Here is a 19,489-nt window from a genome sequence, read left to right as displayed (position 1 = left end):
TAATAGGAGCACAAGCGGCTCACTTATTCGGGCACTTATTTCACCCCCGGGGGCGTTTTTAACGTAAGCATTAAGCCTCCGGAAGTGCTTGCTGTGCTCCGTACATTTGATTTTCATACCTGTATCTATATTCTTGCTAATGTCCTCTCCCCGCTTGAAAGTCGGTTTGTATGCCTTTTTGGTGGCAGCCGTGTTTGTTCTGGCATCCTACCGGCTCATGCGCCGGGCCGACTCGGCCGTGCCGACCAAGGACCAGGTGCTGATTGGCACCATGCTACAAGGCCTCACCCAGGCTCATTACCAACCCGAAAAGATTGACGACAACTTTTCCAAGCGGGTATTCGGGCTCTACCTCAAGCACCTCGACTACCGCAAGCAGTTTCTGCTGGCTAGTGATGTGGAACAGCTGCGGCGCTACCAAACCGAAATCGACGACCAGTTGAAGAGCGGCTCGAGCGAATTTCTTAATCTCAGCACCAAGCTGATAACCGAGCGCACCAAGGAAATGCAAAGCCTCTACCGCGAGATTTTGGCCAAGCCCTTTGATTTCACGGTGGAAGAGACCTTCCAGACCGATTTTGAAAAAGCGCCCTTCCCGGCCAATAAAGCAGCCCAGCGCGAGATGTGGCGCAAGCTGCTGAAGTACGAAACGCTGAGCCGGGTTTCGGAAATGATAGAAGCGCAGGAAAAAGCCAAGGAAGCGAAGCCCAGCGCCGCTATTGCTGCTCCCAGCGCCGCCAACCCCGAGGCGCCTACGGCCGCCGAGCCCGTGCGCACGCCCGCCCAAATGGAAGCTGAGGCGCGCAAGCGTGTGTTGAAGTATTACGACGACCAGTTTACCGACCTAAGCGAGACCGACGCTAACGAGCGGCTGTCCACCTTCGCCAACACCATTGCCAACGCCTACGACCCGCACACCGAGTACTTCGCTCCCAAAGCTAAGGAAGATTTCGACTACGAAATGACCGGCCGCTTCGAGGGCATTGGTGCCACGCTGCGCGAGAAGGATGGCCTGATTTACGTCGATGAAATCATCCCGGGCTCGGCTTCTTCGCGCCAGGGCGACTTGAAAAAGGGCGATGCCATTATCCGGGTTGCGCAGGGCATGGCCGAGCCTGTCAGCATTGAAGGCTGGCGCACAGCCAAGGCCGTGACGCTGATTCGCGGCAAGAAAGGCTCGGAAGTGCGCCTCACGGTGAAGAAGCCCGATGGCAGCACCAAGGTGATTCCCATTATCCGTGATGTGGTGGTGGTAGACGAGAAATACGCGCAGTCGTCCATCATCACGGACAAGGGCCAGAAAATTGGTTACCTGCGCCTGCCCGGTTTCTATGCCGACTTCAACGACAACGGCGGCCGCAGCTCGTCGGACGACGTGAAGAAGGAATTGGCCAAGCTCAACGCCGAGGGCGTGAAGGGTGTGATTTTTGACCTGCGCTTCAACGGCGGCGGCTCGCTCACCGATGCGGTGTCGATGGCCGGCCTCTTTATGGAAAGTGGCCCCATGGTGCAGGTACGCGACGGCCAAGGCCGGACGCAGGTGCTGACCGATAACGACCCGCGCGTGCAGTACAGCGGCCCGCTGGTGGTGCTGGTGAACAAATACAGCGCCTCGGCCTCGGAGATTTTGGCCGCGGCCGTGCAGGACTATCGCCGCGGCGTGGTAATGGGCTCGACCAGCACCTACGGCAAAGGCACCGTGCAGCGCATCTTCGACCTCGACGAAGCCCTGCCCGCTGAGTTGAACAGCGTGAAGCCCATCGGCTCGCTGAAGCTCACTACCCAGAAATTCTACCGTGTGAACGGGGGCTCGACTCAATTCAAGGGCGTGGTATCGGACATCGTAATTCCGGACCTCTACTCCTACCTCGACCAAGGCGAGAAGGAGATGGACTACCCGCTGAAGTGGGATGAGATTCAGCCGGCTCGTTTCCGCCCCTGGAACAACCCGCCCGCTATCGACAAGCTGCGCGCCAACAGTAAGGCCCGCGTGGCCACCAACCCCAGCTTTAAAGTGATGGATGAAATGGTGAAGAGCATGCGCAAACGCAAGGACGAAACCACCGTTTCGCTCAAGCTGAGTGCCTACCGCGCCGAGCAGCAGCAAGCCAAAGCCATTTCGGACCGCTACGAGGCGGCCCAGAAAACCGCTACCGGCCTAGCCTTCTCTCCCCTAGTAGCTGATGTGCGCGCTGTGGGCGGCGACACCGTAAAGGTGAACCGCGCTTCGCGCTACACCAAAGCACTCAAGAAAGACATCACCATCGGCGAAGCCGTAGCCGTGATTCAGGATGAGATAAAATAAGCTCCGTACTGCCCACAGCCAAGCTTCTGGCTTGCTGGGCCATTACACGTAGCCTTCCTGCAAAGCCCCCGCTCCATTAGGTGCGGGGGCTTTTTTGGCACCTTTTTGGCGTGTCAACCTATTTAGCAAATCAACCCTCTTTGTCTAAAGAAGCATTTTTCACAATATGCAATATAATGTGCTAATTATAAGCACTATAATCGTTAGTAAAAATTGACAAAAAAGTTAGTAATTAGGCAACTAAAACCCTGCCTTAAGCTGTTTACTAACCATGAAGACTACAGAGGAAACCCGCATTATCCCGTTCGTTCCGCAGGTGGAGTCCAGCGGCGACGAGCAGCAGCAGAAGCTAGCTGATGAAACTTGGCGCAAGTCCATTCCAGCGCAGGTTTTCCTCAACTACTTCTTCGCTATCAACTATCACATTCAAGAGAACGACGACGTACTCGGCGGTCTCCAGAACTTGCCCTTTTTCCGCAGCCACACGGCCGAGCTGAATGACGCCGACGTGGCCGCGCTTACTAAGCTCCTACACACCAGCTGGAGCACGGAGTACGCCTTGCGCGCCACCGCCGAGTTGGGCGACGACAACTTCCTGCGCAACGCCCTGCATTGGACGTTCCCGCAGGCGTACCACGCCATCCTATCGGGCCTGCAGGCTTTCCTGTACACCACGGGGGTGCGCAGCAACAACAGCCAGCTGGTGCGCCGCGAGGTGGGCCGCTTGGTGGTGAAGAATGCTTACCCGCGTCCGGTGTCGTTCTACGCCGCCGGTTCGTACGGTGACTTCAGCATTCACCGCTTGCCGCTGGCGGGCTACAAAGCTGGGCTGCACATTGCCAGCAAGGAGATTGACGCCCAGGCACAAATTGGCCAGTTCCTGCGCACCACGCGCAAGATGAAGGCGCAGTGGACCCGTGCTCAGGTGCAGGCCAACCCGAACACGGCCATTCGCAGCCAGAAAACGGGCCGCCCGCTTGACAAGTGGACGGCCGCCCATTGGCAGCAGATTACCTGGCGCTTGGGCTACACCACTATCTTCGACCTGCTGGGCCGCCTGCGCATTTCGCAGACCAGCCGCGAGATTGAGCGCTACGTGGAAGCCGATATCGACTTTCGTCTGTTCCACGCTTCGTTGCTCAACATTGTGAGCTACCTCAACGGCGTGCACGAGACCTACGTGGCCAAGGCCCTGGGCTTGGAGCGTTACCGCCAGTTGGTGGCCGAGCTGCCCGTGCACTTGCAGGCAGGCTTCGTGGAGGACCGGTTGCGTACCCGCGTTGAGCCGGTGCTGGCGCCCACGCCGCCCACGGCCCCGGCCATTGCCGCTGATGCTCCGCAGTACCGCATGGCCGCTTAATGTCTGAACCGCGGATTTATCGGATTAGACAGATTTGTCGGATTTTGGGTATGTAAAAAAGCTGATTAAGCCGCTCCGTTTCGGAGCGGCTTTTTTCGTGCCGTACTTTTACACCTCACTTTTTACCCACCGCTGCTTTTTTGTATTGGTCCGGAGCCCAACGGCAATCGTCGTCGAAATCCGATGAATCCGACCAATCCGATAAATCCGCGGTTCAGACACACCATGCAGCACCTCAGCGAACAGGAAATACAGCGCCGCCAAAAACTCGAAGAACTGGAAAAGCTGGGCATTGAAGCGTATCCGTCGGAACTGTTCGACGTGACGTTTTATGCCAAGGAGATTCACGACAATTACCACCCCGAGCTGAACAACTTCCAGGAGGTGACGCTGGCCGGCCGGCTGATGTCGTCGCGGGTGATGGGCAAAGCGTCGTTTGCCGAGCTGATGGACACCTCCGGCCGCATTCAGCTGTACGTGAACCGCGACGAAATTTGCCCTGGCGAAGACAAGACGCTGTATAACGTCGTGTTCAAAAAGCTGCTGGACCTGGGCGACTTCATTGGCGTGAAAGGCCACGTATTTAAGACGCAGGTGGGCGAAACGTCCATTCATGTCACGGAGCTGAAGCTGCTGGCTAAGGCGCTGCGCCCGCTGCCCATCGTGAAAGAGAAAGTAGACGAGGCCACCGGCGAAAAAGTAACCTACGATGCCTTCACCGACCCCGAGCAGCGCTACCGCCAGCGCTACGTGGACCTGGTGGTGAACCCCAGCGTGCGCGACACCTTCATCAAGCGCACTCAGCTGGTGCAGTCGATGCGGAATTTTCTCAACGACAAGGGCTACTTGGAAGTGGAAACGCCCATTCTGCAGCCGCTGTACGGCGGCGCGGCGGCCCGGCCCTTCAAGACGCACCACAACACGCTCGACATGGAGCTGTACCTGCGCATTGCCAACGAGCTATACCTGAAGCGCCTCATTGTGGGCGGCTTCGATGGCGTGTACGAGTTCAGCAAGGACTTCCGCAACGAAGGCATGTCGCGCTTTCACAACCCGGAGTTCACGCAGATGGAGCTCTACGTGGCCTACAAGGACTACGCCTGGATGATGGACCTGGTGGAAGAAATGGTAGAGCGCGTGGCCACCACGCTGCACGGCCAGACGGAAGTGCAGGTGGGCGACAACCTCATCAACTTCCAGCGCCCCTGGCAGCGCTACACCATGTTTGAAGCCATCGAGAAGTACACCGGCAAAGCCATTGGCGAGATGGATGAGGCCCAGCTGCGCGAAACCGCGCAGGAGCTAAACGTGCACCTGGACCCCAGCATGGGCAAGGCCAAAATCATCGATGAAATCTTCGGCGAGCACGTGGAGCCCAAGCTGATTCAGCCCACTTTCATCACCGATTATCCGGTAGAGATGTCGCCGCTGGCCAAGAAGCACCGCGACCGTCCCGGCATGGTGGAGCGCTTTGAGGCCATCTGCAACGGTAAGGAAATCTGCAACGCTTTCTCGGAGCTTAACGACCCCATTGACCAGCGTAAGCGCTTCGAGGACCAGTTGGAACTGGGCAAGCGCGGCGACACCGAGGCCATGGTGCTCGACGAGGACTTCCTGCGCGCCCTGGAGTACGGCATGCCGCCCACGGCCGGCCTGGGCATCGGCATCGACCGCCTGAGCATGATTATGACTAATTCGCACTCCATCCAGGATGTGCTGTTCTTCCCGCAGATGAAGCCGGAGAACGTGCAGCAGGCCAAGGCGGAGAAAGAGAGCGAGAAGTAGCACTCAAAATCGTCTGTCATTTTAATCTTCTGTCATCCTGAGCGCAGCGAAGGACCTTATCACCATTGCGCCGTTTGTAATTACTGCAATACGTTCCGGCGTGATAAGGTCCTTCGCAAGCTCAGGATGACAGATATTTATGATGACAGACGATTGAGATGACAGGTGAGTGAGCACAGGCCCTGATAATCGAAAAGCCCCACACGAAATGTCGTGCGGGGCTTTTCTTTTTATAATCGTCTTACCCTTCAAACCGCTGTTATTACAAGAAGCTTGCGATGGACACGTCTGATTTTACTACTGAATTTTTTAACCTAACTCAGCAGAAGCTCCTACGGTCGGCAATTTTACTAGTAACACGTTTCGGCCTTCTTTCAAGGCGATTATGTGTGATTTTACGGAACGGAAACGGGCAGGTTACGCTGGCGTTAAAAATGCCAAAATTATGTTTCTACCCGGCCCGGTGCTAGCCGCGGGGCTGGTGGCGGGGCTCGTCGCCGAAACCGTCGTAGTCGGGGTCGTCGTTGAAGTCGTGGCCCGCCGATGTGTTACCGCTGAGGCCTTGTAGCAGGCGGTCGGCGGCTTCTTTGTCTTCGCTCACGGCGGCGCTGGGGTTGGTGTGGCCGGGCGCATCGGCCGAGCCTTGGCCCTGCACTTTGGCCAGCGTGTCTTTCACGAGCTTGCTGAGGTCGCCGCCCCACTTTGATGCCGATTCGCGCAGCTGAGCGCGGGTTTGGTCGCCGGTTTCGGGAGCCAGCAGCAGGCCGGCCACAATGCCAGCGGTGGCGCCAGCGATGAGCGAGAAAATGACTTTGCCGTTGTCGTCTTTCATGACATATAGTAAAATGGGGTTGTTCGAAGTACTTTATCTAACGGTAAAGTAAGCTAGTTGTTAGGCTGCGGCAATAAAACACCTATTCGGCTGATACGCGCCGGAAATTGTCAACAAAAAAGCCCCACACCTTGCGGTGCGGGGCTTTGTAGTAAGTGGGCTAAAAGCCAACTTACATATCGTTCAGCATTTTCGTGATTTCCGACTTGCCTTTGCCGAGCTTGCCCTGCAAGCGGCCTACTAGCTCATCGCCTTGGCCTTCAGCGTAGGTCAGGTCCTCGTCGGTGAGTTGGGCATACTGCTGCTTCAAACGACCTTTGATGTCGTTCCAGTCGCCTTTCAGGCTCAGGGTGCTGCCAGCGCCGGTCAGGCCGAGGTCTTCGAGTTTGCCAGCGTATTCTTTGAATTTAGCTTCGAGGTCGGAACCGAGTTTGGTGGCTTGCTCGCCGAGCTGGCCGCTGTATTTAGTAGCAACGCCTTTCCAGCTCTCGCGGGTGGCCGAACCTTTGTCGGGAGCCAATAGCATACCGGCAATGATGCCAGCGCCGGCACCGGCGATAGCGGCTAACAAAATTTTGCCGGCGTTGTTGTCTTCTTCGTGGTACGACATGGTAATGGTAATGAAGGGTGAATGGGGGTGAAAGATGTTCTAGAGGAGGCGCTGGGGTAAATTCAAAAATAGGGTTTTTGAGTTAGACCCGCGTTTGGTCTGGCAAGCTATACGGAGGCCAACGCCAGGGGTTGAGCTTAGCGGTAAATTTTCCGTAACATACCGAAGTAGCGGCGTTTGCTGGGCCCAGGGCCCACGCTACTTTCGGGGCCTCGGCGTAGATTCGCCGAATACTCCCTGCTTATGAAAACGCCCCGCTTTGTATTTGCCGCTTTGCTGCTGGCCCTGGGCTGCCAGCGCCAGGCCCCTCCCACGGATGCGGCAACGACCACTGCTGCGTGCATCGACCCCAGCAAAATCAACCCCGAAGGCATGTGCACCATGCAATACGAGCCGGTGTGCGGGTGCGATGGCAAAACCTACTCCAACTCCTGCGTAGCCAACAACGCCGGCGTGCTCACCTACACCAAAGGCCCCTGCCCGGAAGTCAAGCCGAAGTAAGTGCCTGCCTCAATGCCCGCCAAAGCCCGTTACCGCGACTTCTGCCGCATCGCGCCCGATGTGCCGGTGTATGCGCAGGCGTGGTATCTCGACGCCTGCGCTGCCGGCGGCCACTGGGACGTGGTGCTGGCCCACGACCACGACCGGGTGGTGGCAGCGCTGCCCTACTTCTACAAGCAGAAGGGCCCGTTTCGATACGTGACCATGCCGCCCTTTGTGAAGATGCTGGGGCCTTACCTGCTGCCCGAATACCGCGGCGTGCTGAAAAAGGAGCATGTGCTGCTGGAAGAGTTGCTGAAGCAGCTGCCCGACTTTGCGGCGTTCAAGCAGAACTTTTACCCCACCGTCACGAATTGGCTGCCCTTCTACTGGAATAAGTACCGGCAGACTACCTACTACACCTACCGCCTCAGCGGCCTGCAGGAGCTGGCGCGGGTAGAGGCCGGCATCAACCGCAACATCCGTCGCAACCTTCAGAAGGCGCAGCAGTTGGTGCGGGTGGTGCATGATTACTCGGCCCAGCGGTTTTACGAGCTCAATAAGATGAGCTTCGACCGCCAGGGACTGTCCATGCCGTATTCGTGGGCCCAGTTTGAGCGGCACGATGCGGCGCTGGCCGCCAACGGCGCCCGGCAGATGTTCTTTGCCGTGGACGAGCAGGAGCGGATTCACTCGGCCGCTTATCTCATTTGGGACAAACAAGCAGCCTACTATCACCTCTCGGGCGACGACCCAGCGCTGCGTGACAGCGGCGCGGGCATTCTGCTCATTTGGGAGGCTATTCGGTATGCCAGCGAAGTGCTGAAGTTGGACTGCTTCGATTTCGAAGGAAGCATGCTACCGGCCGTGGAGCGGATACGGGTGCAGTTTGGAGCGGTGCAGACTCCGTATTTTTTTGTTTGGAAATACAATTCGCGCGCTTTTGAGTTGCTGGAGAAGCTGAAGCCGTAACAGCAGCTACCAAAACGACCAACTCCCCTCCTTTTTTAAGGAGGGGATGCTAAGCCGCCAGGCTTTGCTGGGGTGGTTAGGTCGTTGAACGATGGTTGAACGAATTGCTTTTGAATCGTTCGGGTGTCGTTCTCACATCGTTCAACAAGTTCAACCACCCCCGTTCGAGCCGTTGGCTCGAACATCCCCTCCTTAAAAAAGGAGGGGAGTTTTTTCCTTTCCCTATTTTACCACTCTTATAAACAATGTCCGAAAAACGCTACGTCCTCAACCCCTCCCCTTTCATCGTTCCTACCACCGACGGCAAGCTCATTGAAGAGCACGTGGGCGGGGCCAGCACCGGCACCTCGGCTTATAGCCTGGCCCACATGGTGGCGCCTCCGCATTGGAGCGAGCCCCACCAAACGCCGAGTTTTGATGAATTCACCATTGTGGTGCGTGGTCGCAAGCGGTTCGAAATCGATGGTGAGGTGGTGGAGCTGCAGGCTGGGCAGGCGCTGCTCATCAAGGCCGGGGCGCGGGTGCGCTACTCCAACCCGTTTGATGAGGAGTGCGAATACTGGTCGATTTGCGTGCCGGCCTTCAGCCCCGATACTGTGAACCGGGAAGCGGAATAGAACGCATGACTGGCGAAACCAACCTGAAGCAGCTGCTGGCCAACATGCACCCGGTGCTTAATGCCGGCGAATTTGTCTTCTGCACAGCTCCTCTGGATTCGGCTATCCGGGCCGCGGAAACGCTTGGCTCGTTTCGGGAAGCAGAGGGCCTCACGCTGATTTTAACCCGCGAGATAGCCGACGCGCACGGGTTGGCTTACGAGTATGTGGCGGCTTGGATTACGCTGAACGTGCATTCGTCCCTGGCCGCGGTGGGCCTGACAGCAGCCGTGGCCACGGCCCTAACTCGGGAAGGTATTAGCTGCAACGTGGTGGCAGCTTACTACCACGACCATCTGTTTGTGGCCCAGGCCGATGCTGAGCGGGCTTTGGCAGCCCTCCGTGCGTTGTTGGCTGAAGCGGCGGCGCCACTTGTTGGCCCGCACTAGGCACGTCCGGCCAATTTGCTTTCGACTTTAACCCAATACATTTAGCCCCATGGACCAACGCATCATCAACCTTTTCGACGAATACACGCACGCGCCGCTCACCCGCAAGGAATTTTTGGACCGGCTGGCGAAGCTGGCCGGTGGTACGGCCTTGGCCGTGGCGGCCCTTTCGGTGCTGGAGCCGGGCTATGCCCAGGCTGCTACCGTTGCGCCCGAGGCCGACGACTTGGAAGCCGAGGAAGTGAGTTGGATTGGCGATGGCGCGGCCATGCGCGGCTACTTAGTGCACCCCAAGGGCCGCAAGAAGCGCGGCGCCGTAGTGGTGATTCACGAAAACCGCGGCCTCACGCCGCACATCAAGGACGTAACGCGGCGCGTGGCACAGGCCGGCTACCTGGCTCTGGGGGTGGATGCGCTTTCGCCCTTCGGCGGCACGCCCACCGACGAAGACAAGGGCCGGGAACTCATTGGCCAGCTCGATAAAGCCAAAAACCTGAATAACTACCTGAAGGCGCTCGACTACCTCCGTGCCCGGCCCGACTGCAACGGCCGCACCGGCGCCGTGGGTTTCTGCTGGGGCGGTGCCATGGCCAACCAGCTGGCCGTGAACGACCCCAAGCTGGACGCCGCCGTGGCTTACTACGGCTCGCAACCCAAGGCCGAAGACGTGCCCAAAATTAAGTCGGCGGTGATGTTGCACTACGGCGGCCTCGACGAGCGGGTGAACGCTGGCATTCCGGCCTACGAAGCGGCCCTGAAAGCGGCCGGTACCAAGTACGAGCTGTACGTGTACGAGGGCGCAAACCACGCTTTCAACAACGACACTTCGCCGGCGCGCTACAATGCTGAAGTCGCCAAACTGGCCTGGGAACGAACGTTGCGCCTTTTCAAGGAAAAATTGAGATAACCGGGCAACCAAGCAGCAGTCGCGCAGCATCTTTGCGGCACTAACCCGGTATTCATGTCAAGTAAGAAGCTATCCGTTTTACTTGCTGCGTTGCTGCTTAAAGTCACAAGTAGCCTGGCGCAGGGAGCCCCCGCCCCCGCTCCACCGCCCGACCCTGACTATCAGGAAGTGAGAGTGGTCGTGCCGCGGGCAATTTCGCTGGTCACGGACGTGGCCAAGGTGCTGACGTCGCGCGATTCCAAAAAAGACAAAATTCAGGATTTGGTGGACCGGCGTCGGGCTCGTTCCGAAAAGCAGGATCAGAGCATTACCATCACCATCCCGAAGAATAAATTAACCCGCACCCTGGGGCTGGTGGATTAGCGAAGCAGATTGATTGCACCGGGCATGCGGCCCGGCAGAACGGTGTAGAGACGCGACAATTCGCGTCTCGGCGTTGAAGGATTCTTGAACGGCGCGGAGGCCGAAACGCGAAGTGTCGCGTCTCTACACCGCTCTTTAATCACCTTCGCGGCGAGCATGGCTTCAAGAAAAAGCCCCGCTGACCAATAGTCAGCGGGGCTTTTTATGTTTCCGGCGTGGAGCGTTGCTACTGCGCCTTGGGCGGCGTGGGCAGTGCCTTACGGGGCAGCTTCTGGTCGCGCATGGCAGCGTTGTACACAAACGAGGCCACTACTACGGACGCCTGCTTGAGGTCGTCGGCGATGAGGCGGTCGTAGGTGTCTTGGTTGGTGTGGTGGGTTTGGGGGAAGTAGTCGAGGCCATCCTGAATGAACTGGAAGCCGGGCAGCCCCACGGCGTCGAAGGCGATGTGGTCGGTGCTGCCGGTGTTGCGCAGCGTGACGGTGGCGGCGCCCAGGTCGTTGAAGGGCTTGAGCCATTCGCTGAAGATGGGGGCGATGGCTTCGTTGCCCTGCGCGAAGATGCCGCGGATTTTGCCGCCCCCGTTGTCCAGGTTGAAGTAGGCCGACAGCTTTTCGTGGGCAGGCAGCAGCTTCATGGTGGCGGGGTCGCCGAAGTTGTTTTTCACGTAGTTGCGCGAGCCGTGCAGGCCCTGCTCCTCCTCGCCCCACAGCGCAATGCGGATGGTGCGGCGCGGCTTCATGCCCGTGGCTTTGAGGATGCGGACGGCTTCCATCATCACGGCTACGCCGGCGGCGTTGTCGGTGGCGCCGGTGGCGGCGTGCCAGGAATCGATGTGGCCGCCGAGCATCACGACTTCGCTTTTCAGCTTGCGGTCGGTGCCGGGGATTTCGGCAATGACGTTGTAGCCCTTCAAGTCCTGGGTCTGGAAGCGGGTTTTAGTTTCCATCTCCACTTCCACCGGAATGCCGGCTTCCACCAAGCGAATCAGGCGCAGCTGGTCTTCGATGGTCATTTCAATTTCGGGCAGCACCGGCTTGGCATCGGCGGCGTAGGGCGCGCCGTTGGTGGTATTGAAGGTGCCGTAGATGCCGCCGCGGGCGCTGAGCACGGCCGCTGCCCCTTCGCTAATGAGCATGTCGGCGGTTTTGGTGCGGAGCTCGGCCAGGGCGCGGCGAGCGGCCAGGGCGGCAGCATCGGGCATGTTGGCGGCCGGGCGGGGCGCGGCGGGGTCGGCCATCTTTTGCAGGTCCTCGTCGGAGTAGCGGCGCAGGTCGGGCTCGGTGCTGGGCTTGGGCGGGGCGGGCACGTCCATCACCACAATTTTGCCGCGCAGCTGGCCTTTGTACTTGTCGAGGTCGGCGGCGGTGGCGGCGGTTTTCATCACCACCACGGGCATGCGGATGGCGCCGGGCGTGCTGGGCGTCCAGGCTTTGGGAGCGCCCACCATGGTGTGGTAGTAGGGCGCGGTCATGGCTACGTACGACTTCTCGATGTCCCAGCCGCGGCCGAATTCGCCCCAGGGCTCAATGTTGGCATTGGCGAGGCCGTACTGAGTAAGCTGCTTTTTGGCCCACTCGTTGGCGCGCTTCAGGCCATCGGAATTGGCGAGGCGCGGGCCGCTCACGTCGGTGAGATAGAAAGCGGTTTCCATCACCTTGGAGCGGTTCATGCCCTCGTCCCGGATTTTGGCGAGCGCGGCCGCGTCAATTTTTTCAGTGGATTGCGCGGCGGCGGGCGTTCCGCTGGCCCAGGCACCGGCCAGGGCAAGAAGCACTAGTTTGTTCATGGAGAAAAGCATTGCTGTGGGTTTGGATGCCTAAGGTAGGCAACGAACCGAGCCTTTGCCAGGGCCTGGCAGCGCATACGGGCAGGTTTTGGGGATGAATTAGGGAAACGGCGGCAGCCCAAATACAAAGCCCGTCTGTGGATTCGGGCTGTTGGTCGGTGCTTCTACCCTACTGGTCCGGCTTTGGGCAGTTGGGCTGATTTCGGGCCGATGGTTTGCAAATACCCTGGCAGAACAAGTCGATTCGTTCAGCGCCGGAAAGGCCAAATTATCTCAACCTCCCACCAACTTACTCTCGAATCATGAAATCCTTTTTGATGCCCCTGATGGCCGCTTTCGCCCTCACCGTAGGAACTGCCGCCGCCCAAACCACCACCCAAACAGCGCCTGCCTACGGCGCACAAGAAGGCCGCGGCTACGGCCGCAGCCAAGGCACGCCCGAAGAAATGGCCAGCCGCCAGAGCCAGCGCATGGCACAGGAGCTGAGCCTGAGCGCCGACCAAACCACCCGCGTACAGCAAATTTTGCTGGCCCGCACCCAGGAGATGCAGGCCATGCGCGGCCAGGGCCGCGACGCCACCAACCGCGACCAGATGCGCACGCAGATGGAAGCCAACCGCACCAAGTACGACACCCAGTTCAAAGAAGTACTGACCGCCGACCAGTACACGAAGTACACGGCCATGCAAGCCGACCGCATGAAGCGCGGCGGCGGCCCCGGCCGGGGCTACGGCCAGCGCGATGGCGTTGACAAAGTCAAAATCAAAGGCGACAAGGTAAAAATGAAGGGCTCCAAAGCCGACAAAGAAGCCGCCAAAGCCGCCCGGAAAGCCAGCAATTAAGCCTGCAAGCCGTGCACGCAAAAAAGCCGCTACCAACTGGTAGCGGCTTTTTTGCGTGCACTCTACCGCTGCAGCTTGCAGCCTAAGCGGGTGGCAGGCTGCGCGTAATGCCCAGCTCCAGCCCGCGCAGCTCGGCCAAGCCGCGCAGGCGGCCGATGGCGGAATAGCCCGGGTTGGTGTGCTTGTGCAGGTCGTCGAGCATTTGGTGGCCGTGGTCGGGGCGCATGGGCAGGCTGACCTGGCGCTGGCGCATGACGCCGACGAGCTCGCGCATTACGGCGTACATGTCCACGTCGCCCTCCAGGTGGTTGGCTTCGTAGAAGTTGCCGGCGGCATCGCGCTGGGTGCTGCGCAGGTGCAGGAAGTAAATGCGGTTGGCAAACTGGCGCACCATGCCGGGCAGGTCGTTGTCGGGGCGCACCCCGAAAGAGCCCGTGCAAAAGCACAAGCCGTTGCGGAGCGAGGGCACGGCCGCGGCCAGGGCCGCCACATCGGCGGCGGTGCTTACCACGCGGGGCAGGCCCAGAATGGGATACGGCGGGTCGTCGGGGTGGATGGCCAAGTTGATGCCCACTTCTTCGGCCACCGGCACGATGGCTTGCAGGAACAAAATCAGGTGCTCGCGCAGCTTGGCCGCGTCGATGCCCTGGTAGGCATCGAGGGCCTGCTGAAACTGTTCCAGGGTGAAGCTTTCTTCGCTGCCGGGCAGGCCCGCGATGATGTTGCGCTGCAGCTGCTGCCGGTCGGCGGCGCTCATGCTGGCCAGGCGGGCTTCGGCGTGGGCGAGCTCCGCGGCAGTGTAGTCGGCCGCGGCGTTGGGGCGCCGGAGCAGTTGCGTGTCGAAGACCACAAAAGCGGCTTTTTCGAAGCGCAGGGCTTTGGAACCGTCTTCTACCTCGTAGGCCAAATCGGTGCGGGTCCAGTCGAGGACGGGCATGAAGTTATAGGTGACGGTGCGGATGCCGCAGGCGGCCAGGTTGCGCAACGACTCCTGGTAGTTGGCGATGTGCTGCTGGTACGGGCCGGTGCGGGTTTTGATTTGCTCGTGCACGGGCACGCTTTCCACCACGCTCCAGGTGAGGCCGGCGGCGGCTACCTCAGCCTGGCGCTTCTGGATTTCAGCCACGGGCCACGCCACCCCGTTGGGAATGTGATGCAGGGCCGAAACCACGTCGGTAGCGCCGGCCTGGCGGATGTCGGCGAGGCTGACCGGGTCGTTGGGGCCGTACCAGCGCCAGCTTTGAATGAGGGGCATGGGGAAGTGCTTTGTCAGTTTCGCTTAAACGGGCGTGCTGAGTGCCCTAAAAAAGCGTTTCAACCGCACCGTGTGTTGCGGATATATTGGAGAAAATTGGTGTGTTTCCTGCGTTGGCAGACGTACCACAAACAAGCATAATATGCTTGGCCAATGCGAAGAAAGGAATTTTACACCCAGAGGTCCAACTCTGCTCGGTTATGCACGGCCCACAATTGCATTAACTACGCTTCTGAAAAAGCAAGGCCAATATTCGGGGCGTAGTGGTTCGGTCTTCATCATCGAACAACTCTCGGAATTCAACGCACTCCAGCCCACTGCTCTTAGCCGCCGCCATGTAGTCCGACGCGTGGTGGATGAAGGCGTCAATTTTAATTATTTCGGTTGCCGTCTCAAATCGGGCTTGGCTGCCTTGGTATTGTTTGAAAGGATGCAATTCGCCCACGTAAAAAAAGCCTCCTGGGCGCAGCGCCCGACTGGCTTGCTGAAACACAAAATCTAAATCCGAAATGTGCTCCAGAATCAGGCTACAGGTAATAAGGTTGACTGGAGAAGTCACGAAGCTCCATTCGGCAGTAATATCTGCCTGCTGAAACGCTACGTTGTGATTCGAAACCTTGGCCCTTGCAGCTTCCAGCATTGCTGCCGAGAAATCCACCGCAGTCACCTCAATTGCCCGGGTCGCTAACCAGCTGGTGTTTTTGCCGGTTCCGCAGCCTATTTCCAGCACGGTTGCGAAGGACAGCGGCGCCAGTAACTGGTGCAAGGCCGTGCCTTCAAGGTCGCGGGTTTTATTATTAACAGCGTCGTAAGTAGACGCCCACTTGTTGTATGCGGCTTGAACCTTCATGGCCCCAATATAGCCGGAGGCCAGAAAAGAATAAACAAGAAATACCGGGGCGTTATGCAATTGCTTTCGCTTCTTTTTCAATTACCAAAAGCGCGTTCATCGAAGCCATATGATTCAGCAAAGCGTAAATAAAGAGAATTACACCGGTCATTTCCAGCAGTTCTTCTACACAATACAACAGGTCATTGTAAATGTGCTCCAGCCCGTACTTTTTGTAGAAATAACCTTCGGCTAATTCCAGCCCAACGGCTCCGAAAACGAACATAAAGCCCGCCAGAATAATCAGGCTACGCGTTTTTTTCGGCAGCCGTATTACGAAGGGCAGGAAGAAGGCAACTATTATTACAAATGCAATAAAATAGGGTACGACCCACGCCCAATACAGGAGCCCAGACAAATCAGAAGCCAATTTGGGACGCACAATGTCGGCCACTACTTCATGTATTTGGGTGTTTTCGTCAATGGCCAGAAACACAAATACCAGGCTTAACAGAAACCATCGGGACTTTGCGTAATTATTTCCTTGATGCTTGCATATAATGTACAGCAGCAGCAATACTCCCGCAGCTCCTATTAAAAGAACCGAAGAGAAAAAGCTAGGGAAATTGCTCTCGTAATTGAAGTTGAAGAATTTATCGAAGTACCAGAAGGTTTTGGTTTGAACAGCGCTTGTGTGCTTCAGAACCATCGCCGCAATGTTGGCCAACAACAGCACAAATGTTATTCCCAGCAGCCATTTAGTAATCTGCAATGGAAATAGCGCAACGGGCGCTATCCCTTGCTTCTTAGTCGCGGTTCTGGTCAATGGCTCATCAACTTGGTACAAACTCTCCATGAATTAAGGGGTTAATGGTGGTTCCATTTAAATATGAAAATTCATATCTATGCCTTATACGCATAAACTCGGACAACCGCTGCACATCACATGAATATAGACAGATAATTACAAAACTCATAATAAATTGTTATGATTTCCCCATAATCAAACTCAACTCATGGTCGGTGCTATAGGTTTAAAACCAGCAGCAAAGCGGTTCAATGCAAAAAGCATCGCTCGTTAACGGAGCCATTTTGAACAGCAACACAGGGACCGCACGCATGTCAATCCTATTGTGAAAGCTCAGGATTAAGGCTGGCCTCCCAAGTGTTATGGTGAAAAATAGCCCCGCGAGGTATATGTATGCGCGGTGCTGGGTTTAGCTACGGCTGCCGGTTTCCTCCTTCACCCCCACCAACTTATCCGGCGTAATGGGCAGCTCGCGGACGCGCTTGCCCGTGGCGTGGTACACGGCGTTGGCCACGGCGGCGGCAAATCCTATCATGCCGATTTCGCCCAGGCCTTTGGCGCCCATGGGGTCGAGCAGCGGGTCGGGCCGGTCAATGAATTCGACGGTGATATCCGGCACGTCGGCGTTGACGGGCAGGTGGTACTCGGCCAGGTCGTGGTTCAGGAAGCGTCCGTAGCGGTGGTCGAGGCGGGCGTCTTCCATCAGGGCCATTCCTATTCCCCAGGTCACGGCGCCGTACACCTGGCTGCGGGCGGTTTTCAGGTTCATGAGCCGGCCGGCATCTACCACCGACACCACCCGGCTCACGCGCACCGCACCCGTGAGCGAGTGCACCTGCACTTCCACAAAACTGGCGCAAAACGACTTGCCCGAGTGCTTCTCCATCTCGGGCCCGCCCTTCGATTCCTTGGTGACTTCCAGCGAAGGCATCTGGTGGTGCTTCAGCACCTCGGCGTAGCTGACGCGGCTGGCGGCGCGGCCGGCCACTTGCAGGATGCCGTTTTCGGCCACGATATCCGCTGTTTTTATTCTACTCAAGGCTGATTTGGGCATTTGCCGGGCCAGGGCCAGCAGCTGCTGCTTCAGGGCCGTGCAGGCATCGTGCACGGCCGAGCCCACCGAGGCTGTGGTGTGCGAGCCCGCCTGAATGGGCGCCGGCGGCAGGGCCGAGTCGCCGAGCTCGAAGCGGATATTGGCGGGGGCCACGCCGCTGGCATCGGCGGCAATCTGGGTCATGATGGTGCCGGTGCCGGGGCCCGCGTCGGCGGTGGCGCTTTGCACCAGTAGGGTGCCGTCGGCCCGGAGCTGGGCTCGGGCGGTGGCGGGCCGCCGCTCGGCTTTGTAGATGCCGGAGGCCATGCCCCAGCCCACGAGGTATTCGCCTTCGCGCAGGGAGCGGGGCGCAGCCGGACGCTTGCTCCAGCCGAATAGTGCGGCGCCGCGCTCGTAGCAAGCGCGCAGGTGCTTGCTGCTCCAGGGCTGGTCTTTTTCGGGGTCGGTATCGGCGTAGTTTTTCAGGCGCAGGGCTAGCGGGTCCATGTTCAGGGCGTAGGCCAGCTCGTCCATCGCCGATTCGAGGGCGAAGGAACCGGTGGTTTCGCCGGGGCCGCGGGTCCAGCAGGGCGTGCTCAGGTCGAGCGGCACCAAGCGGTAGGTGGTGTTGATGTTGGGCGTGCGGTAGGCCGTTTTGGTGGGGTGCACAATGCGCTCAGCAAACTGCTCGTGCCGCGAAGTCATGCCGAAGGCTTCGTGAGTCACTCCTACCAGCGTGCCGTCGGGCAGGGCGCCCAGGCCCACTTTCTGGATGGACTGCGGCCGGTAGCCCACCATATTGAACTCGTGGTCGCGCCGGCCCATCACCTTCACGGGGCGCCCCACCACTTTGGCCCCCAGAATGGCGGCCATCTCGGGCGGCCATATGCGCGACGAGCCCCCAAACGCCCCGCCCACAAACGGCGAGTGAATGCGCACGTTGGCCTCGGGCAGCTGAAACATGCGCATCAGGTCTTCCTGGGCCAGTTTGGGGGCCTGGGTTTTGTTGTACACCGTCAGCCGGTCGCCCTGCCAGAGGGCAATGGCGGCGTGGGTTTCCAGGGGGTTGTGCACGTGCACCGGCGTGCGATATTCCTGCTCCACCTTCACCGGCGCCGAGCGGTAGGCATTGGCTTGGCCACGGGCGTGGTCTTTCTCCTTGGCGGGCACCAGGTTGGTGCCGAGGCTGGCGGCCAGGTTGGTTTGGTGGGCGGCCCGCTCGTATTCGGCCCGCACCAGCGTGGCGGCGTGCTGGGCGCGTTCCAGCGTATCGGCAATGGCTAGGGCAATGGGTTGGTTGCTGAAATGAATCTGGTCGTCGAAGAACAGGCGAAACTCCTGCCCTTCCACGCGTGGGTTTTTGTTGGTTTCGGCGGTTTGGTAGCCGGGCACCTTGGGCGAGTTTAGGTGCGATACGATGGCCAGCACACCCGGGGCCCGCTCGGCCGTCGCGGTATCGAGGCGCCGGATGCGGCCCCGGGCTATGGCGCTGGTCACCAGCACGCCATGCACGCAGCCGGCTACCGGGTGCTCGGCCGCGTAGCGAGCCTGCCCGGTCACTTTCAGGCGGCCATCTACACGGTTGAGGGGCTGGCCGGTGTGGGGCGCGGCGGTAAGGGGCTGGTTTTCCATAGCATACACAGTAAGAGACGTTAAGTCTTTACGGGGCAGGCAGGGAGGCGTTTCAAATGAGCTTTGCCATTGCTGGCGCGAGTCCTTGGCAGTGCATGACCAGACTGCCGCTGGCGCGGCAGTCTGGTCATGCACTGCCAAGGACTGCCCGTTCGTCGTTCTGATGCGAGGCACAGCCTCGCCCAATAGTTGGTCACGAGTTACGCTGCGCTAAACTCGCGCCAGTAGGAAGATTACAAATTGGGAACTAATAGATTTAAAGAATGAACGCACTGCAAGAAACCGTGAAGCAGATGTTTCGCAAAATGACTGGGGAAGGATGGGATGTTGACTCAACTTTGAAATGGGGCTTCTTTTTTATTGATGAAGACAAGAATAAGCTTTTGGAAGTATTTACTGAATTGGAGGAACACGCTTACAGTATCGTTGAACTTCATCAAGCAGATGACGGTGACTGGGTACTTCAGGTGTCCAAATTAGATGTACTTACACCCGAAAAGCTTCATAGGCGCAATCTTGCTTTTAATGACTTAGCTATCAAATGCGATGTTGAATATGATGGCTGGGATGTGGGGAAAGTAGAATAGCCCAACCCCACCCCCGCCCCCCTCGTCTAACAGGCTCAACCCTAACGCTGCCTTT

The 19,489-nt window shown here is 58.5% G+C and carries 18 protein-coding genes; 11 read left to right on the top strand and 7 right to left on the bottom strand.

Annotation, left to right across the window (positions count from 1 at the left end; translation table 11 throughout):
* The first annotated feature begins 139 nt into the window (after positions 1-139).
* The 3 genes from BMZ66_RS12150 (at position 140) to lysS (ending at position 5,450) form a co-directional block, all read left to right on the top strand.
* The gene (locus BMZ66_RS12150; protein WP_092673360.1) at positions 140-2,305 is read left to right on the top strand and encodes a carboxy terminal-processing peptidase; all 2,166 of its coding nucleotides are present in this window, start codon (positions 140-142) and stop codon (positions 2,303-2,305) included.
* 271 nt (positions 2,306-2,576) lie between these two features.
* Positions 2,577-3,665 (top strand): hypothetical protein, encoded by a 1,089-nt coding sequence (locus tag BMZ66_RS12145; protein WP_177204704.1) that lies wholly within the window; start codon positions 2,577-2,579, stop codon positions 3,663-3,665.
* A gap of 225 nt (positions 3,666-3,890) precedes the next feature.
* On the top strand, positions 3,891-5,450 hold the full coding sequence (gene lysS, locus BMZ66_RS12140; RefSeq protein ID WP_092673357.1) for a lysine--tRNA ligase: 1,560 nt from the start codon (positions 3,891-3,893) through the stop codon (positions 5,448-5,450).
* Positions 5,451-5,916: 466 nt separating this feature from the next.
* Here the strand turns inward: lysS and BMZ66_RS12135 are convergent, their stop codons facing one another.
* Together BMZ66_RS12135 and BMZ66_RS26430 are read right to left on the bottom strand one after the other, a co-directional pair.
* A complete protein-coding gene (locus BMZ66_RS12135; protein ID WP_092673354.1) occupies positions 5,917-6,282 on the bottom strand; it encodes a YtxH domain-containing protein in 366 nt (121 codons plus the stop codon).
* Between the two features lie 172 nt (positions 6,283-6,454).
* Entirely contained in the window at positions 6,455-6,892 is a 438-nt protein-coding gene (locus BMZ66_RS26430; protein ID WP_092673350.1) for a CsbD family protein, read from the bottom strand.
* 243 nt (positions 6,893-7,135) lie between these two features.
* On the opposite strand from BMZ66_RS26430, the gene BMZ66_RS12125 reads away from it, so the two are divergent.
* The 6 genes from BMZ66_RS12125 to BMZ66_RS12100 all read left to right on the top strand — a co-directional run bounded on the left by BMZ66_RS12125 (position 7,136) and on the right by BMZ66_RS12100 (position 10,659).
* On the top strand, positions 7,136-7,393 hold the full coding sequence (locus BMZ66_RS12125; RefSeq protein WP_092673347.1) for a Kazal-type serine protease inhibitor domain-containing protein: 258 nt from the start codon (positions 7,136-7,138) through the stop codon (positions 7,391-7,393).
* Positions 7,394-7,405: 12 nt separating this feature from the next.
* Positions 7,406-8,344 carry a GNAT family N-acetyltransferase gene (locus BMZ66_RS12120; protein WP_092673344.1) on the top strand — a complete coding sequence of 313 codons (939 nt, stop codon included), beginning with the start codon at positions 7,406-7,408 and terminating at the stop codon, positions 8,342-8,344.
* A 245-nt stretch (positions 8,345-8,589) separates the two neighbouring features.
* On the top strand, positions 8,590-8,961 hold the full coding sequence (locus BMZ66_RS12115; protein ID WP_092673341.1) for a cupin domain-containing protein: 372 nt from the start codon (positions 8,590-8,592) through the stop codon (positions 8,959-8,961).
* A gap of 5 nt (positions 8,962-8,966) precedes the next feature.
* On the top strand, positions 8,967-9,389 hold the full coding sequence (locus BMZ66_RS12110) for an ACT domain-containing protein (RefSeq protein WP_092673338.1): 423 nt from the start codon (positions 8,967-8,969) through the stop codon (positions 9,387-9,389).
* Between the two features lie 49 nt (positions 9,390-9,438).
* Positions 9,439-10,296, top strand: a complete 858-nt coding sequence (locus BMZ66_RS12105) for a dienelactone hydrolase family protein (RefSeq protein ID WP_092673335.1) — start codon at positions 9,439-9,441, stop codon at positions 10,294-10,296.
* A 90-nt stretch (positions 10,297-10,386) separates the two neighbouring features.
* Positions 10,387-10,659, top strand: a complete 273-nt coding sequence (locus BMZ66_RS12100) for a hypothetical protein (RefSeq protein ID WP_092673332.1) — start codon at positions 10,387-10,389, stop codon at positions 10,657-10,659.
* A gap of 226 nt (positions 10,660-10,885) precedes the next feature.
* On the opposite strand, the gene BMZ66_RS12095 is transcribed toward BMZ66_RS12100, so the two are convergent.
* Positions 10,886-12,448, bottom strand: a complete 1,563-nt coding sequence (locus BMZ66_RS12095) for a M28 family metallopeptidase (protein WP_092673329.1) — start codon at positions 12,446-12,448, stop codon at positions 10,886-10,888.
* Positions 12,449-12,750: 302 nt separating this feature from the next.
* On the opposite strand from BMZ66_RS12095, the gene BMZ66_RS12090 reads away from it, so the two are divergent.
* Positions 12,751-13,290, top strand: coding sequence for a DUF4890 domain-containing protein (locus BMZ66_RS12090; protein ID WP_092673326.1), 540 nt, complete (start codon positions 12,751-12,753; stop codon positions 13,288-13,290).
* An 82-nt stretch (positions 13,291-13,372) separates the two neighbouring features.
* On the opposite strand, the gene uxuA is transcribed toward BMZ66_RS12090, so the two are convergent.
* From uxuA to BMZ66_RS12070, 4 genes are all read right to left on the bottom strand, one after another.
* Entirely contained in the window at positions 13,373-14,545 is a 1,173-nt protein-coding gene (gene uxuA, locus BMZ66_RS12085) for a mannonate dehydratase (RefSeq protein WP_092673323.1), read from the bottom strand.
* 220 nt (positions 14,546-14,765) lie between these two features.
* Positions 14,766-15,476 carry a class I SAM-dependent methyltransferase gene (locus BMZ66_RS12080; RefSeq protein ID WP_234795075.1) on the bottom strand — a complete coding sequence of 237 codons (711 nt, stop codon included), beginning with the start codon at positions 15,474-15,476 and terminating at the stop codon, positions 14,766-14,768.
* Positions 15,448-16,230, bottom strand: a complete 783-nt coding sequence (locus BMZ66_RS12075; protein WP_234795074.1) for a DUF8692 domain-containing protein — start codon at positions 16,228-16,230, stop codon at positions 15,448-15,450. Before BMZ66_RS12075 ends, BMZ66_RS12080 begins: the two co-directional genes overlap by 29 nt.
* 361 nt (positions 16,231-16,591) lie before the next feature.
* On the bottom strand, positions 16,592-18,847 hold the full coding sequence (locus BMZ66_RS12070; protein ID WP_092673317.1) for a xanthine dehydrogenase family protein molybdopterin-binding subunit: 2,256 nt from the start codon (positions 18,845-18,847) through the stop codon (positions 16,592-16,594).
* 263 nt (positions 18,848-19,110) lie between these two features.
* Between BMZ66_RS12070 and BMZ66_RS12065 the strand changes: the two genes are divergently transcribed.
* Entirely contained in the window at positions 19,111-19,434 is a 324-nt protein-coding gene (locus tag BMZ66_RS12065) for a ribonuclease E inhibitor RraB (protein WP_092673314.1), read from the top strand.
* Positions 19,435-19,489 lie beyond the last annotated feature (55 nt).

This window comes from Hymenobacter arizonensis (assembly GCF_900115775.1).
In the GTDB taxonomy this organism is placed as follows: Bacteria; Bacteroidota; Bacteroidia; order Cytophagales; family Hymenobacteraceae; genus Hymenobacter; species Hymenobacter arizonensis.
This window is presented reverse-complemented; position numbering and strand designations above follow the sequence as displayed.